The organism is Pacificimonas aurantium (assembly GCF_020092905.1).
Classification (GTDB): domain Bacteria; phylum Pseudomonadota; class Alphaproteobacteria; order Sphingomonadales; family Sphingomonadaceae; genus Pacificimonas; species Pacificimonas aurantium.
Window position 1 is genome coordinate 968043 of the sequence record NZ_JAGSGB010000001.1, and the last position, 16222, is coordinate 984264.

Here is a 16222-nt window from a genome sequence, read left to right on the forward strand (position 1 = left end):
GCCCTGTGACAGACCAGAGTTTCCGCTTTCCCCGCTTCTTCGTGACGGCGCCGTCACCGTGCCCCTATCTGCCGGGGCGCACGGAGCGGAAGGTGTTTACCGAGCTGCGAGGCTCCGATGCCGCGCAACTGTCAGAAGCGCTGTCGCGAATCGGGTTTCGCCGGTCGCAGAACGTCGTCTACCGGCCAAGCTGCGACGGTTGCCGCCTGTGCGTCTCCGTCCGTGTCCTCACACGCGAATTCAAACCGAGTTCGTCGCAGCGGCGTATCCTGCGTCAGCATGACGATCTGGTGGTCGATGCCTGTCCGCCGCGCACGACGAGCGAGCAGTTCGCGCTGCTGCGGCGCTATCTCGACATTCGTCATCCCGACGGCGGCATGGCGTCGATGGACGCCTATGACTATGCCGACATGGTCGAGCAGACGCCCGTCGACACCGTCATCCTGGAGTATCGCGAGGCGCCCGAAGAGGGAAAACGGCTGGGACGGCTGGTAGGGGTCTGTCTGACCGACAGGCAGTCCGACGGCCTGTCCATGGTCTACAGCTTCTACGAGCCAGAGCTGGAACGGCGGAAAGGCCTCGGCAATTTCATTATCCTCGACCATATCCGCCGCGCTGCCGAGGCGGGCCTGCCTTATGTCTATCTGGGATACTGGATCGATGGCTGCGACCGGATGAACTACAAATACCGGTTCAAGCCGCTGGAAGCGCTGACGCCGGCAGGATGGGAACGACGCAGCTAGAGGCTGCCGCGATCAGCCCGGCTAGCGCTTGATCTCGGCGCGGCGAATCAGGTCTCCATTTGCCAGGCTGATTTTCCGCAGGGCGGTTTCGACGAACGCGTCCTGGCTGCGCACGACGCGAATCATGTTGAGATTCGTGACGTCCGAAATGGGGCAGACATAGGAGGGCGGGCCCCAGGTGGAACCGAAATAGCCCTGCGCAGCGGCAGGGGCGCGGATGTCCCCCGTTACCGACCCGTAAAGTGTCAGCGCGCGGTTGCGGCGTGGATGCCCCAACAGCTCTTCCTTGCTCGTCACGGGCTTGAGGCCGTTGAATTCCGTGTCGACGAAACCGCTTTGACGAATACCGAACGGTTCCATGCGGTGGCTTTCGATGCGCACGCCGCGAAACACCTGTAGATAGACATCCTCGCTGACATCCTCGTCGCATTCGCCGGGCGCCATGGGCATTTCCCAGTCGGCCGCTGTGGGCCAGGGCACCTGTACGCGGCCGCGAGCCCCCCTTCCGCCTACATAACGGTCTCGCCGCAAGCCGATGACGGCGTTGCGGGTCGTCGGACTGTCAGGCTGCCGCCGGCGAAAGGCTAGATCCTCCGCCCAGATCCATCCGAGGGTAGGCAGGTCTGCCATGGGACGGTTGGACGGTGTGGTCGGTGAGCCGCCGGTATCGAAGGCAACATTTTCGAGAATGGTAAGGGCGGGCCGGGCCTTCAGCAGATGACCGCCGATGCTGCCCTTGGCCTGCTGTCCGAAGATGACACTGTCGACGAAATGCGCGGACACGATGCCGTTCAGGTAGATCGTGTGTTCCTGGTCATAGTCGCTCCCGCCATTGGGTCCGAAGCGGCTCCGCTCGATATAGAGCATCGTCGCCCCAGGCGGGACGAAGAAGGCGTTGCGCGCACCGCTGAAGCTGCTGTCGCGCACGACCAGAGTCGTCAGCACATCATCGGTTGCGGAGGGAAAAACCTCGAACCAGAGGGCTCCGCTGTCTGCGCTGTTGGGAACATCGACCTCGATATCGCTCACTTCGGCGTGGAAGCGGCCGACGTCGAACTTGTTCACGCCGACCCGTCCCGGATTGATACGAAGCGATCCGCCGCGTTCGAGGCGGAAGCGTGCGGGGTCTCCCGCAAGCGCGCTGCGGTGAATAACCTGGGCACCGTCCGCCCATTGTCCGCGCGGGACTCGCGCCGGTGCTATGCCGTCGTAAAGACATGGCTCGTAGACGAACTCCATGCCGCGGAGGAGTCCGCGGGACGGCGGATCGACCGGGCGGTCGGCGAGCGTGCGCAGCTCGCCAGCGCGGTTCGAATTCTCGCAGGAGATGAAATAGCGCAGCGGCGGAGCGAGCAGGCCGCCCACGGGGAAATAATCCGGGTAGCGGGCCGTGCCCGCGCGCGCGGTCAGGTTTGGGACCGGCGGATCGAGCAGGGGCGCATCCGCGGCAAAGCGCGGCTGGTGCGCCAACGGGCCGCTGCCTTCCTGCGGCAGGACCCAACCGAGGGCGGTCCAGACGGGGTCCAGACTGGGATAGTTGCTGCGTATCCGTGCCAGACGTTCCCACCCGACTTCGAGGATCCGCGACCCGTAGGGAAGTCGGTCGAGAAACTGGAGTCCGACGAGCCCCGCAAGAACGAGGCCGGCTACAAGAGCCAGTCCGCCAAGGGCGAGCCTGCGCCGACGGTGCGCCCGGGAGCGCTTACGCTCGAGTCCCTCCTGCAGGCGCGCAAGCCGCGCGCGTCGTTCCTCCAGATTTCGTTCCCGCCTCGCCATGACGGTCCTATAGCCGCGGCAAAGTACCTAGAGCCAGAGCTGCCGAGCGGACCGTCAGGCGAGATTGGGACGCAGCCAGCGGCGAGCCTCTTCCAGCGGCATGTCCCGCCGCGCGGCATAGTCGGTCAGCTGGTCCTCGCCGATGGTGGCAACACCGAAATACTGGCTGTCCGGATGCGCGAAGTAGAGGCCCGACACGCTAGAGGCAGGCAGCATGGCCATCGACTCCGTCAGCGTGACGCCCGTCGCGTCCGTTGCCTGCAGCAGGTCGAAAAGGATTGGCTTCAACGTGTGATCGGGGCAGGCGGGATAGCCGGGGGCAGGCCGAATGCCGCGATATTTTTCCTTGATGATCGCGTCCATCGACAGCTGTTCGTCGGGTGCGTAGCCCCAGAGCTGGGTGCGAACGCGGTGGTGCAGATATTCCGCAAAGGCTTCGGCAAGACGGTCGGCGAGCGCCTTCAACAGGATGTCGGAATAATCGTCATTGTCCGCCTTGTAGCGTTTCGTCTGCTCCTCGAACGAGCCCGACGTGACGCAGAAGCCGCCGATCCAGTCGCCTTCCGGCATCAGGAAGTCGGTCAGGCAGAAATTGGCGCGGCCTGCTCGTTTTCCGACCTGCTGGCGAAGCATGGGCAGACGCCGTTCGCCTCCATCGACGGAGATCATGATATCGTCCCCGTCTGGACGAGCGGGCCAGAATCCCGCCACGGCCTGTGGCGAGAGCCAATTTTCGTCGGCGATCCGGTGCAGCATCGCTTCGGCATCGGAGAAAAGAGAGCGGGCGCTTTCACCGACGGTCTCATCTTCGAGAATCTGCGGATAATTGCCATGCAGCTCCCATGAGCGGAAGAAGGGCGTCCAGTCGATGAAGGGGATGAGGTCGTCTACCGACACGTCCTCGATCCGCGTCAGCCCGGGACTTTGGGGCTTCGGAGCCTCGTAGCCGCCGAAATCCGGAACGAAGCGGTTCTCGCGGGCCTCCTCAAGAGAGACGAGCTTGCTCTCGCCTTTGCCTTCGCGGCTGGTGCGGATATCGGCATATGCGCTTCTCGTTTCCTCGACCAGTTCCTCGCGCGCGGTTTCGGAAACGAGTTTCGAGGCAACGCCTACGGCGCGGCTGGCGTCCAGGACATGCAAGGTGGGGCCGTCATAGGCCGGCTCGATTCGCAGTGCGGTATGCACCCGGCTCGTCGTCGCCCCGCCGATGAGGAGCGGCAGGGTGAAGCCGGCATTCTGCATCTCCTCCGCAACGGTGACCATCTCGTCGAGCGACGGCGTGATAAGGCCGGACAGGCCGATGATATCGGCGTCTTCCTTGCGCGCGGTTTCAAGGATGTCCTGCCACGGGACCATCACCCCCATGTCGATGACTTCGAAGTTATTGCACTGGAGCACGACGCCGACGATGTTCTTGCCGATGTCATGCACGTCGCCCTTGACCGTGGCCATGACGATGCGGCCCTTGGCCTTCGCGCCCTCTTCCTTCTCCGCCTCGATATAAGGGATGAGGTGCGCCACCGCCTTTTTCATGACGCGCGCCGACTTCACGACCTGCGGCAGGAACATCTTACCCGCGCCGAACAGATCGCCGACAACGTTCATGCCCGCCATCAGCGGTCCCTCGATCACATGAATGGGCTTGTCGGCCTGTTGCCGCGCCTCTTCCGTGTCCTCGACGACATATGCGTCGATGCCCTTTACGAGCGCATGTTCCAGGCGCTTTTCGACCGGCTGCTCGCGCCACGCATCGTCCGTCGCGGATGTTTTCGCGCCGCCGTCGCGATATTTGTCGGCGATTGCCAGCATGCGCTCGGTCGCGTCGGCGCGGCGGTTGAGGACGACGTCCTCCGCTGCCTCACGAAGTTCGGGATCGATCTCGTCATAGATGTCGAGCTGGCCAGCGTTGACGATGGCCATGTCGAGACCGGCCGGGATCGCATGATAAAGAAAGACCGAGTGCATGGCGCGGCGCACTGGCTCGTTGCCACGAAACGAAAAGCTGAGATTGGACAGGCCGCCTGACGTTTTGGCGCCCGGACAGCGTGCCTTGATCTCCTTCAACGCTTCGATGAAGTCGTTGCCGTAATTGTCATGCTCCTCGATCCCGGTCGCGATAGCGAAGATGTTGGGATCGAAGATGATGTCCTCGGCCGGAAAGCCGTTTTCGGTCAGCAGGCGGTAGGCGCGGTCGCAAATCTCGACTTTGCGGGCCTTGGTGTCCGCCTGACCCTCTTCATCGAAGGCCATGACGACCGTGGCGGCACCGTAGCGGCGGATCTTGCGCGCGGCGGCGAGAAAGTCCTCCTCGCCCTCCTTCAGACTGATCGAATTGACGATCGCCTTGCCCGCAACGCATTTCAGCCCGGCCTCGATCACGTCCCATTTGGAACTGTCGACCATGATCGGCACGCGGGCAATGTCGGGTTCCGCCGCGATCAGCTTCAGGAATGTTTCCATCGCCGCCTTCGAATCCAGGAGACCCTCGTCCATGTTGACGTCGATGATCTGGGCGCCGTTCTCGACCTGCTGACGCGCGACTTCCACCGCCGTCTCATAGTCGTCCGCCATGATCAGCTTCTTGAAACGGGCGGAACCGGTAACGTTGGTGCGTTCGCCGATATTGATGAAATTGGTGGAGGAGGACATCAGGCAGCCACCGAAAAGGCGTCGAGGCCGGCAAGCCTGAGCGCGGGCGGGATTTGGGGAATCCGCCGCGGCGAGCATCCCTCCAGCGCATCCGCGATCGCACGGATGTGCGTCGGCGTCGTGCCGCAGCAACCGCCGACAGCGTTCACATAGCCCTTTCCTGCCCACTCCTTCACGAGCGCGGCGGTGGTTTCGGCAGCTTCATCATATTCGCCGAGCTCGTTCGGCAAACCGGCATTGGGATAGACCATTACCGCGGCGTCGGCGATTTTCGACAGGGCGGCCACGTGCGGGCGCAGTTCGGTCGCTCCGAAGGAGCAGTTGAGCCCGATGGTCAGCGGACGCGCGTGCCGCATGGAGTACCAGAAGGCCTCGATGCCCTGTCCGCTGAGGTTGCGGCCGGCCATGTCGGTCAGGGTGAGCGAGACCATCATCGGGATGTCGCGGCCCAGCTCTTCGCCGGCTTCCATCGTCGCCATGGCGGCGGCTTTGGCATTGAGCGTATCGAACACGGTCTCGATCAGGACGACGTCGCAGCCACCGTCGATCAGCGCGTCGATCTGCTCGCGGTAGACAGCTTTCATCTCGTCGAAGCCGACGTCGCGATGGCCGGGATCGTTTACATCGGGCGAGATGGACAGCGTCTTGTTGGTGGGGCCTACGGCGCCGCAGACGAACCGGTCGATGCCGTCGTCCCGCGCATCCACGGCCTTTCTGAGGATGCTGGCGGCGGAGCGATTGATCTCGCCGACCAGATGTTCGGCGGCATAGTCGGCCTGGCTGATCCGGTTGGCGTTGAACGTGTTCGTCGCGAGAATGTGGGCGCCCGCCGAGATGTAGTCGTGCGCCACCTCTTCGATCAGCTTGGGCCTGGTGACGTTGAGAAGGTCGTTATTGCCCTTCTGATCGGCCGACAGGTCGAGGTCGCCGCGATAGTCGGCTTCCTGCAATTTGCGGGCTTGTACCTGCGTTCCGTAGGGGCCGTCCTTGATCAGGATACGGCGCTTTGCGGCGGTCAGGAATCGGTCGCGAACGCTCATGCTGCCTGGCTTTCGATCTTGGGAGACGATGGTCGCAAGCCGAGCATATGGCAGATGGCATAGCTCAGCTCGGCACGGTTCAGCGTGTAGAAGTGGAACTGGCGGACACCGCCTGCGTAAAGGCGCCGGCACAACTCGGCCGCGACGGTGGCGGCGACAAGATTGCGAGCGTCCTGCTTGTCCTCCAGTCCGTCGAATAGCCGCTCCAGCCAGCCCGGCATGTCCGTCCCGTTGAGCGCGGCGAACTTGCTGGTCTGCTTGAAGTTCGTCACCGGCAGGATCCCCGGGACGATCGGAGCGGAAATTCCGTGAGCGACGGCATCGTCGCGAAAGCGGAGGAACGTTTCCGGCGAAAAGAAGAACTGCGTGATTGCCCTGGTCGCGCCGGCGTCGATCTTTCGTTTCAGATTGTCCAGATCGCCGTTGGCGCTTTCCGCTTCCGGATGGATTTCGGGGTAGGCGGCGACGGAAATCTCGAAGTCCGCCACCTTCTTCAGTCCCTCGACCAGCGACGCGGCGCAGTCATAGCCCTCGGGATGGGCGCTGAACCGTTCCCCCTCCCGCGGCGGATCGCCCCGCAGGGCGACGATGTGACGGATTCCGGCATCCCAATAGGCGCGCGCAATGTCCTCGATCTCTCCGCGAGAGGCGTCGACGCATGTCAGATGCGCCGCCGGCGTCAGGTCCGTCTCTTTCACGATCCGTTCGACCGTGGCGTGGGTGCGTTCGCGCGTCGAGCCGCCGGCGCCGTACGTCACCGAGACGAAGTTCGGCTTCAGCGGGGCAAGCGCCGCGATCGAATTCCACAGCGTCTCCTCCATCCTTTCGCTCTTCGGCGGAAAGAACTCGAATGAGACGGAGATATCTCCGGCCAGATCGGCAAATAGAGGTGAGGCGAACGCACGTTCCCGCTCACTGCGCTGTAGGCTCATGCTACTTTCCTCGTTTCGATGGCGGGCTTGTCCGCGGTCCAGATTGTCACGGTAAGCGTACCTTTCAGGTGCTCGGGATCGAGCGGTTCCAGCCCGGCGCGGCGCATCCAGTGGCACAAGGTCTCATCGGCAAAGCCGAGACGTGAGTGAGCATGTTCGCTGCGCAGTTCCTCGCGGTCGTGGGGCGCGAAGTCCACCACCAGCAGACGGCCGCCGGGCGACAGGACGCGCGCCGCCTCATCCACTGCTTTCGAAGGGCGCTCGGCAAAGTGCAGGGCCTGGTGAATGATGATCGTGTCGGCGCCGCGCTCGAGCGAGGGAAGGGAATGCATATCGCCCTGGCGCACGGCGCAATTTCCAAGGCCCAGACTGTCGAGCTTCGCGCGGGCAGCGCGCAGCATGTCGACGCTGCGGTCGATACCGAGAGCGCTGTCCGCTTTGTTCGCGAGCAGTTCGAGCATACGGCCGGTGCCCGTGCCGATGTCGAGCAACCGCCCGACCGGACGTTCGGACAATAGCGCCACGATGCGCCGTTCGACCTCGTCGTCGGCCACGTGAAGCCGCCGGAAGCGGTCCCAGGTTTCCGCCTGCGCATTGAAATAGGAGGTGGAAGCTTCCAGTTGTTCGCTGCGAAGATCGTTCAGACGGGCGGTATCCTCTTCTTGCGAGGGAAGCAGGTCGATCACGTCGGCGACGCGGGCTGCGAGTTCGCTCTCGGCGTAGCGAACGAAGACCCATGCCCCTTCGCGGTTGCGCTCGAGTAGGCCCGCTTCCGCCAGAATACGCACATGCCTCGAGACGCGCGGCTGCGACTGGCCGAGGACGCGGGTCAGGTCCCCGACGGTCAGCTCAAGCTGCCGCACAAGATGCAGAATGCGCAGGCGCGTCTCGTCGCCAAGCGCGCGGAAAAGGTCGGGACCTGCGATCATCGGCCGGAACATATAAAGACATCTTTATATGTCAATTCGGCATGAAGTGGGCTTCAGGGTCGCATTTCACGTCGCAACCGTTCGCGCGCTGCGCTAGGTCGGCGGGATGACGCGCCGTTACGCCAGCCTTCTCATCCTGCTTCCCGTCCTGTCCGCCTGCGCCACGACGCCTGCCGGCTATGAAACAGCCCAGCGCGACTCTCTGGAGGACTTCAATCGCGGGGTCTACAGTTTCAACAAGGCAGTCGATGATGCCGTGCTCAAACCCGTGGCCCAAGGCTATGTCGCCGCAGTTCCTGCGCCCGCGCGCAAGGGAATCGGCAATGCCCTCGGCAATGTCGAGGAGCCGCTCAGCTTCGTGAACGCCGTCCTTCAGGGCAAATTCAAGCGCGCCTTCCGTGCTGTCGATCGCTTCGTCATCAACTCGACCTACGGTTTCCTCGGCACGATCGACCGGGCAGCGGAGCTCGGCCTCGAGGAGCAGCCGGAGGATTTCGGCCAGACGCTCGCCGTCTGGGGCGTCGGTTCCGGGCCCTTCCTCGTTTTGCCGATCCTGGGTCCGTCGAGCCTCCGCGATGCGGCAGGCTTCGGCGTCGATACGGTGACCAACCCCTGGACACGCTTCGAAAGCTCCGAACTCAACCTCAGCTTCGAAGAACAGGCGGCAGAGCGCGTGATCGACGTCGTCGACCTGCGCGCGGGTCTCCTCGGTACCGCCGACAGCGTACTCGCGGGCGCTCTGGACCCCTATGTCGCCCAGCGGTCCGCCTATCTGCAGAATCGCATGGCGCAGATTACCGACGGCGAGGCGTCCTCCGCCGTCGGCGCGGGAATGGAAGAGTTCGAGCCGGTGGATTATGGCGCGCCGCCCGTAGAGGATGTCTCTGGCGATGGCGCCGAGATGCCCGGCAGTGCGGATATGCCCGAAACGGCGGATGACCTCGACGATCCGGCACCTGAATCCACCAGCGATGAGCCGCGCCCCGGCGAGTAGGACGAGCGAGATCCCGGTCTGCTGTCGCGCCAACCGCATCATTTGTGAAACCTATTGGCATACGGAACGTTCGGGCCGATGATGCATGCGGTGCACCCTGCGCCGCAGGTGATGCATCTGTATGACTGAAAAGGGGTTATTGTTATGAAGAACCTGACCAAGGGTTTCGCGGCTGTCGCACTCGTGGCCGGGCTCGGTCTTGCCGCCTGCTCCGAGGGTACCGAAGAGAACGCCGAGGCGACCGTCGAGAGCGCCGGCGACGACATGGAACTGGCCGGCCAAGAAGCGATCGACGACATCGAATCCGGTATGGATGAAGTCGGCCAGGACATGGATGCCATGGGTAACGAGATGGAAGGCGAGTTCGACGAACTCGACGCCGAAGTCGATGCCGCCACTGCCGAAGCCGAGGCGGATGCCGAGGCCATGGGCGACGAAATGGAAGCGGAACTCGAAGAAGAGATGTAAGCTTCGCCGCCATTGGCGGATCGTTACATGAAGAGGGTCGCCGGGTTCTGTCGGCGGCCCTTTTTCATGTCAGTGGCTTTTCCTGACCGGCTCGCCCTCCGGCGTCAGGCGGCTGTTTTCTGCGCGGCGGGACAGGAGTCTTCGCGGAGGTATCGCCTGGCGAAGAGATAGGCCAGGACCGCCCCGGCGAGATTCGCCGTCAGTTCGCCGCCATACACGCCCGCTTCGGCGGCCACGTGTCCGCCCAGCCAGGCGACCGGCACCATTACTGCCAGAACGCGGATGACCGAGAGCAGGAACGAGCGGTCGGCGCGGCCAATGCCGTTCAGCGCTCCGTTCGTTACTATCAGAATGCCATAGCCGCCGAACCCCCAGGCGGCGATCTGGAGGTAAAGGCCGATCGCGTCGATGATTGCCGGATCGTCGGAGAAGAGGCGCGCGGCTTCGCCCCGGAACGCGACCAGCAGCGCGGCGATAGCGGTGCCGTAGGCGAGGCAGAAGCCCCCCGCCTCCCACAGCGCCTTGCGTGCGCGATCCGGCCGGCCGGCACCCCAGTTCTGGCCTACGATCGCGCCGATGGAAGACGACATGGCCAGCAGCGGCACGACGGCGAAGGTCTGGATGCGTCCGGCCACGCCGAAGGCGGCAACCGCATCGTCACCATAAGAGGACAGAAAGCCGGTCAGGACCGTCAGTCCGACAGGGTTGATGGCGTTCGAAACCGCGGCGGGTGCCCCGACCGCCGCAAGTTCGCGCATGCCTGCCAGCAGGTCGCCATCCTTCAGGTGGGCGAGATGAAGTCCGAGCTGGCTACGCGCAGCGAAGGTGGAGGCCGTCAACCCGGCAATGACGAAGGACCCCGCCGATGCGTACGCCGCCCCCGATATGCCAAAGGCGGGAAAGGGGCCCCATCCGGTGATCAGCAGCGGATCGAGCACCCAGTTCGCGGCCGCCATCGTGATGAGGACGCCGCTCGACCGCTTCGCGGCCCCCTGGGCGCGCAGCACGCCGTTGCTGCCCATAGAGAGCAGAAGGAAGGGATAGCCGGCAAGATAGGGGAACATGTAGCGGTCGATCAGTGCCGCCGTTTCGCCTTTCGCCCCCAGGAGCGAAAACAGCGGACCCTGAAGCAGCATCAGGACGGCGGTAAGCGCCAACCCCACCAGCGCCGCCAGCGCCACACCCTGGCCCGCGCGGCGTTCGGCTAGGTCCCTGCGGCCGGATCCGAGACCGCGCGAGACGACCGAATTGATGCCGACCAGGACGCCGACGCCCAGGCTGGTCAATGCGATGGTGACGGGAAAGGCGAAGCTGATCGCCGCAAGAGGCTGCGGGCCGATCTGACCCACGAAATAGGCATCGATGATACCCACCGAACTGATCGCCGCGACGCCGAAGATCATGGGCAGGGTTTGTTCGAGGAGGTGGCTGCGGATCGACCCCTGCACCAGCTTTGCATCTTGCGACATGGTGCGCGCTTACGGGGCGCCGGGCCAGAGGGAAAGCGCCGCGGCGGAACCAACGAGGCGGGAACCTCTTTGGAGTCAGGTTGATGGCGGGAGAACGGACATGGCCGCGCGTGCAGTATGGAAGGGTCAGATCCGTCTGGCGCTGGTGTCGATCCCCGTGGAACTCTACCCGGCAGCGAAGAGCGGCGCCTCGATCTCCTTTCGCCAGATCCACGAGCCGACCGGCAAGCCGATCCGCTATGAAAAGGTGGTGCCGGGCGTCGGACCGGTCGATCGCGACGAAATCCTGAAGGGTTATGAATATGAAAAGGGCAGCTATGTCCTTCTGAGCCCGGAGGAAATCGACGCCGTAAAGCTGGAATCGAAGCGCACGCTGGAACTGACGCAGTTCGTCGAACTGGGCGAGATTCCGGTTTTTTATTTCGAGAAGCCCTATTTCGTCGCACCGCAGGACGAGCTTGCCGAGGAAGCCTATACGGTTTTGCGGGACGCCTTGAAGGCGAGCGGCAAGGTAGGCCTGGGCCAGCTTGCCATGCGCGGCAAGGAGACGCTGGTGAGCGTGCGTGCCTGCGGACGCGGTCTGGTCATCGAAACGCTGCGTTATGCCGATGAAGTGCGGAATGCCGAAAGCTATTTCGCCAGCATATCCGATGACGAGCCGCAGGAGGAGCTGCTCGAGCTTGCCGAGACGCTTATCGAGAAGAAGACTGCACCGTTCGACGCGAAGGCGTTCGAAGACCGCTACGCCGAGGCGCTGCACGACCTGATCGACAAGAAGCTTCAGTCGAAAAGCGGTAAGGTCGATCTGGAAGAGGGCGAAGAGGCACCTGCTTCGCGCGGGAATGTGGTCGACCTGATGGCGGCCCTGAAACAGTCTGTCGAAGGCGGCGAGAAACCGAAACGCAGCCGCAAGAAAAAGGCGGCCAGTGGCTAGGCGCAAAGATAGTTCCGATCCGCTGGCGGAATATAACTCCAAGCGCGACTTCACCAGGACTGCCGAGCCGGCGGGTGAAGCCGGAGAGGCGGGCAGCCGCATCTTCATGGTGCAGAAGCACGATGCGACGCGCCTCCACTACGACCTGAGACTGGAAAAGGACGGCGTCCTGAAGAGCTGGGCCGTTACAAAGGGGCCGTCGCTGGACCCCGACGACAAGCGCCTCGCGGTCCAGACCGAAGATCACCCCATGAGCTACGCCACGTTCGAGGGGACGATTCCGAAGGCGGAATATGGCGGCGGCACCGTCATGCTGTGGGACCGGGGGACCTGGAAGCCGATCGAAGGCAAGAGCGAGAACGATCTGGACGAGGGACATCTTCACTTCTGCCTCGATGGCGAGCGCATGAAGGGGGAATGGCTGCTCGTGCGCATGAAGCGGCGCAAGGGCGAGAAGCGCGACAACTGGCTGCTGCGCAAGCTGGACGACGAGCACAAGGGCAGCAGCGAGGGACTGACCGGCCGCTACCTGACCAGCGTCGAGACCGGGCGCACCATGGAAGAGATTGCCGAAGGCGCCGAACCGGCTGGCGGTAATAACGAGACGGAAAGCCACCGGCCGCTGCCAAAATATGAATCGCCGCAGCTCGCCACTCTAGCCGATGCCGTCCCGCCGGGTGACGACTGGTTGCACGAGATGAAATATGACGGCTACCGCGCCTTGGTGGCCGCTGCGGACGGTGAAGTCCGCATCTTCACGCGCAACGGCAAGGACTGGACGGAAAAATTCCCCGCCGTGGTTCACGCCGTAACGGCTGCCGGGCTCGGGACCGCGCTTCTCGATGGCGAATTGGTCGTCTTGGACGAGGACGGGCGTCCGAGTTTCCAGGGGCTGCAGCAGGCGCTCGACGGATCGAAGGCAGCAGAGAACGTCGTCTATTTCGCCTTCGACCTGCTGCGACAGGGCGGCCGCGATCTGAAAAGCCAGACGAATGCGGAACGCAAGGCACGGCTTGCCGCGCTGATTCCCCAAAACTTCGGGGCGCTCCGCTACTCGGACCATGTTCTGGGCAAGGGCGAGGCGCTGTTCGACGCCATGTGCGAGCAGGGTCTGGAAGGCATCATCTCGAAACGGGCGGATGCCCCCTACCGCGGCAAGAGATCACGTAACTGGCTGAAGGTGAAATGCACACGGCGCCAGGATTTCGTCATCGTCGGCTGGTCGAAAAGTTCGAAGGCGGGACGGCCGTTCGCGTCGCTGCTTTTGGCCCAGCATGACGACGGCGATCTCGTCTATCGCGGAAAGGTCGGTACGGGGTTCGACCAGGAACGATGGAGGACCTCGCAGGCAAAATGCGCCGGCTGGAGCGAAAGACCGCACCGCTGGACGTGCCGAAGAGCGCCGGGAAGGGGGCGCAGTGGCTCACCCCCAAGCTGGTTGCGGAAGTCGCCTTCGCGGAACTGACAGGGGAGGGCGTGACGCGCCACGCCAGCTTCCTCGGTCTGCGCGCCGACAAGGATGCCGAAGATGTCGAGAGCGAGCGGGCCGTTGACGCGGAGAAGGTCGCGAACGCTCCTGCCGTGAAGATTTCGAGCGCGGAGCGCGTCGTCTTTCCGGATGCGGGTGTGACCAAGGGTGAACTGGCCGACTATGTTCGTGGCGCTGCGCCCATGATGCTGCCCTGGGCGGCAAAGCGGCCGATCAGTCTGGTCCGCTGCCCGCAGGGGCGCCAAAAACAATGCTTCTTCCAAAAGCACGACCCCGGCAGTTTCGGTCCGCATGTCCACGCTGTTCCCATCGTGGAGAAGGACGGCGACAAACAGGACTATCTCTATGTCGAAACCGCTGAAGGCCTGCTGGCCTGCGTGCAGATGGGCACGATCGAATTTCATGGATGGGGTGCGCGCATCGCGGATGTGGAAAAGCCCGACAGGCTGGTCATCGACCTCGATCCCGACGAAGGGTTGGACTTCGCCGACGTCCGGAAAGCGGCCTTGGAGGTTAGGGATCATCTCGCCGATACCGGCCTGGTCAGCTTCCCGCTGCTGACGGGCGGCAAGGGCGTTCATATCGTCGCGCCGTTGACGCCCTCAGCCGAATGGCCGGAGGTGAAGGACTTTGCGAGCCGCTTTGCGCGCGCGATCGCGCAGGCAGAGCCGGACCGGTTTACGGCCACCATGTCGAAGGCGAAGCGAAAGGGCCGTATCTTCATCGACTGGTTGAGAAACCAGCGCGGATCGACTGCAATTCTCCCCTACAGCCCGCGCGCAAGGGCAGGGGCACCGGTGGCGGCACCGATCTCCTGGAACGAACTTAAGGATCATAAAAGCGGCGCCACATTTTCCGTCAACGACCTGGACCGCCTCAAGCGGCGCGCAGCCTCGGCTGCGCTCGAGGGCTGGGGCGAAGCCGATCAGCGGCTTCCGGAATTGTAGGAAAGGCCCGTCAGGCTGCGCCGCTCGACTTTCGCGGTACGTCGAACGGCATCTCGGCGCAGTAGACCCGGTTTCGTCCTGCCGCCTTTGCTGCGTAGAGCGCTTCATCCGCAGCGCGCAGGACCGTATCCTGATTGTCGCCGCGGCATAGCTGTCGCAGACCGAAGCTTGCCGACACGGAAATGGGCACGCCGTCCTCGTCCAGGATATCCAGACCGTGGAGCTTGCGTCGCACGCGGTCGCACACGCGGGCGGCCTCTTCCAGACCCGCACCGGTCAGGATGAGCGCAAATTCTTCGCCGCCGATGCGGGCAAGCAGATCTCCGCTTCGCTTTTGCAATGTGACGGTGGCGGCAACGGTCTTCAGTACCTCGTCTCCCGAAGCGTGCCCATGCCGGTCGTTGATCTGCTTGAAATGGTCGAGGTCGAAAAGCGCCAGCGTCGCGGGACTGGTAGCCGGGAGATTCTGCAGCAGCTGTCCCATCTTCTCCGTGAAGGCACGGCGGTTCGGAATCTGCGTCAGAGGGTCGGTCTGCACCAGCTTCGACAGCATTTGCTGCGCCTCGCGATGATCGCTGATGTCGCGTATCGAGCCGACGAGCGTCTTCCCGCCGTCCTTATGTTCAACCGCCCGCGCGATCATCTCCAGATAGATTCGTTCGCCATCGGCGCGGTCGAACGCCTGCTCCAGCGACACATCCCGGCCCGGGGCCCTCAGAGCGGAGGTCATGGCAGACTTTGCACGGCCGCGATCTTTCCTTGGGAAAAACAGCAGGAAGGACCGGCCAAGCATACGGTCGCTTTCGATACCGGTAAGATTTCCCATGGCAGGCGAAGCGTATGTGACGCGCCCCGATTCGGAGAGACGCAGCGTGCCGTCGGCGGAATGACTGGCCATCATCCGGAAGTGCGACTCGTTTTCCTCCGCACGGCGCAGGAGCGAGCGGACAGTCTTGAGAGCGGCCGAGACGGGCAGGGCGGTAAGGAACGTGACCGCTAGGAACAGCTGGAGGACATGAACCTGGATCGGTGAGGAGACACCCAGTGCGGCGATCGGACCGACACCGATCAGGGTCGTGGTCGTCCCGATGGCGGCGACGATCACCAGGGCGACAGACGCGCCCACCCTGCCGGCGACGAGCGTGGCGAACACCATCGGCAGCACAGCCACGAACAGCAGCGGAAAGGGCTGCAGGAAGACGAGAAGAGCGAACAGCGAAAGCGCAACGAACGCCACAAGGGCGTCCACATATTCGCGCCGGGTGCTCGTCCTGAACCAGTCGGCAACCTCTCCGCGCCATAGCATGATCGCGAGCGGCATAACGATGAGAGTGCCTAGCCCATGACCGGCCGCCCAGCGGAACCAGCTGTCGAAGAAGGGCTGATCGGTGAAGGGTACGGTAACGAACGCTGCCGGTACTGCGATTGCACTTGGAACGAGTACGCCCGCGACAAAGGTGAAAACGACGACGCCGCCGACCGTCTCCAGAAAGTCCATGCGCGGCCGCAGCCGTCGCAGCAGTTCGGCCGTGAGGACGCATTCGAGAGGGGCAAGGGGTGCAAGAAGCGCCGAAACGGTGGGATGGATACCGAAAAGTGCGGATGCGATGCAGATGGCGATGAACGCGGCGCCGACATGCATCCAGCGTTCCCTCGCCGGCAGGGTCAGAAGAGCCGCCACGACGACGCCGTTCGTCAGCCATACGATCGCGAGACCGCCATTCACGCGCGACAAGGCGAGCGTGGCGGCGGAAAGTCCGAAATAGACCGCAAAGCCGATGGCTGCGCGTACGAACGCCGAATTGTTCGGACTGGCCGGGGGGCCCATGCGGAAATACTCCCTCGGGACCGC

The 16222-nt window shown here is 63.6% G+C and carries 11 protein-coding genes and 1 pseudogene; 5 read left to right on the forward strand and 7 right to left on the reverse strand.

The window, feature by feature from the left end:
• Positions 1 to 5: 5 nt before the first annotated feature.
• Positions 6 to 743 carry an arginyltransferase gene (locus tag KCN53_RS04685; RefSeq protein ID WP_088711215.1) on the forward strand — a complete coding sequence of 246 codons (738 nt, stop codon included), beginning with the start codon at positions 6 to 8 and terminating at the stop codon, positions 741 to 743.
• Positions 744 to 764: 21 nt separating this feature from the next.
• On the opposite strand, the gene KCN53_RS04690 is transcribed toward KCN53_RS04685, so the two are convergent.
• Genes KCN53_RS04690 through KCN53_RS04710 form a run of 5 tightly spaced genes read right to left on the reverse strand, consistent with a single transcriptional unit; the run spans position 765 to position 8081 of the window.
• On the reverse strand, positions 765 to 2519 hold the full coding sequence (locus KCN53_RS04690) for a hypothetical protein (RefSeq protein WP_088711214.1): 1755 nt from the start codon (positions 2517 to 2519) through the stop codon (positions 765 to 767).
• A 54-nt stretch (positions 2520 to 2573) separates the two neighbouring features.
• A complete protein-coding gene (gene metH / locus KCN53_RS04695) occupies positions 2574 to 5168 on the reverse strand; it encodes a methionine synthase (RefSeq protein ID WP_088711213.1) in 2595 nt (864 codons plus the stop codon).
• Entirely contained in the window at positions 5168 to 6208 is a 1041-nt protein-coding gene (locus KCN53_RS04700; protein WP_088711212.1) for a homocysteine S-methyltransferase family protein, read from the reverse strand. Before KCN53_RS04700 ends, metH begins: the two co-directional genes overlap by 1 nt.
• Entirely contained in the window at positions 6205 to 7140 is a 936-nt protein-coding gene (gene metF / locus KCN53_RS04705; protein ID WP_088711211.1) for a methylenetetrahydrofolate reductase, read from the reverse strand. Before metF ends, KCN53_RS04700 begins: the two co-directional genes overlap by 4 nt.
• The gene (locus KCN53_RS04710) at positions 7137 to 8081 is read right to left on the reverse strand and encodes an ArsR/SmtB family transcription factor (protein WP_088711210.1); all 945 of its coding nucleotides are present in this window, start codon (positions 8079 to 8081) and stop codon (positions 7137 to 7139) included. The genes metF and KCN53_RS04710 overlap by 4 nt, the downstream gene beginning before the upstream one ends.
• 94 nt (positions 8082 to 8175) lie before the next feature.
• Here KCN53_RS04710 and KCN53_RS04715 point away from each other — a divergent pair, with 94 nt between their 5' ends.
• Both KCN53_RS04715 and KCN53_RS04720 read left to right on the forward strand, forming a co-directional pair.
• Positions 8176 to 9063, forward strand: a complete 888-nt coding sequence (locus KCN53_RS04715) for an MlaA family lipoprotein (protein ID WP_088711209.1) — start codon at positions 8176 to 8178, stop codon at positions 9061 to 9063.
• 144 nt (positions 9064 to 9207) lie between these two features.
• Complete coding sequence (locus KCN53_RS04720) at positions 9208 to 9531, forward strand: hypothetical protein (RefSeq protein ID WP_088711208.1); 324 nt, start codon at positions 9208 to 9210, stop codon at positions 9529 to 9531.
• A gap of 104 nt (positions 9532 to 9635) precedes the next feature.
• Here KCN53_RS04720 and KCN53_RS04725 read toward each other — a convergent pair whose 3' ends face one another.
• Positions 9636 to 11000: an MATE family efflux transporter gene (locus KCN53_RS04725; RefSeq protein ID WP_224199361.1), complete on the reverse strand. Its 1365-nt coding sequence runs from the start codon at positions 10998 to 11000 to the stop codon at positions 9636 to 9638.
• 100 nt (positions 11001 to 11100) lie between these two features.
• Between KCN53_RS04725 and ku the strand changes: the two genes are divergently transcribed.
• Together ku and ligD are read left to right on the forward strand one after the other, a co-directional pair.
• Entirely contained in the window at positions 11101 to 11934 is an 834-nt protein-coding gene (gene ku / locus KCN53_RS04730) for a non-homologous end joining protein Ku (RefSeq protein ID WP_088711207.1), read from the forward strand.
• A pseudogene (gene ligD, locus KCN53_RS16010) lies at positions 11927 to 14370 on the forward strand (DNA ligase D). Before ku ends, ligD begins: the two are co-directional and overlap by 8 nt.
• 10 nt (positions 14371 to 14380) lie before the next feature.
• Here the strand turns inward: ligD and KCN53_RS04745 are convergent.
• A complete protein-coding gene (locus tag KCN53_RS04745; protein ID WP_172406148.1) occupies positions 14381 to 16198 on the reverse strand; it encodes a sensor domain-containing diguanylate cyclase in 1818 nt (605 codons plus the stop codon).
• Positions 16199 to 16222: the final 24 nt, after the last annotated feature.

Coding starts and splice junctions, on each gene's coding strand:
- KCN53_RS04690 (WP_088711214.1), bottom strand. CDS start 2,519: ATGGCGAGGCGGGAACGAAATCTGGAGGAACGACGCGCGCGGCTTGCG.
- metH (WP_088711213.1), bottom strand. CDS start 5,168: ATGTCCTCCTCCACCAATTTCATCAATATCGGCGAACGCACCAACGTT.
- KCN53_RS04700 (WP_088711212.1), bottom strand. CDS start 6,208: ATGAGCGTTCGCGACCGATTCCTGACCGCCGCAAAGCGCCGTATCCTG.
- metF (WP_088711211.1), bottom strand. CDS start 7,140: ATGAGCCTACAGCGCAGTGAGCGGGAACGTGCGTTCGCCTCACCTCTA.
- KCN53_RS04710 (WP_088711210.1), bottom strand. CDS start 8,081: ATGTTCCGGCCGATGATCGCAGGTCCCGACCTTTTCCGCGCGCTTGGC.
- KCN53_RS04715 (WP_088711209.1), top strand. CDS start 8,176: ATGACGCGCCGTTACGCCAGCCTTCTCATCCTGCTTCCCGTCCTGTCC.
- KCN53_RS04720 (WP_088711208.1), top strand. CDS start 9,208: ATGAAGAACCTGACCAAGGGTTTCGCGGCTGTCGCACTCGTGGCCGGG.
- KCN53_RS04725 (WP_224199361.1), bottom strand. CDS start 11,000: ATGTCGCAAGATGCAAAGCTGGTGCAGGGGTCGATCCGCAGCCACCTC.
- ku (WP_088711207.1), top strand. CDS start 11,101: ATGGCCGCGCGTGCAGTATGGAAGGGTCAGATCCGTCTGGCGCTGGTG.
- KCN53_RS04745 (WP_172406148.1), bottom strand. CDS start 16,198: ATGGGCCCCCCGGCCAGTCCGAACAATTCGGCGTTCGTACGCGCAGCC.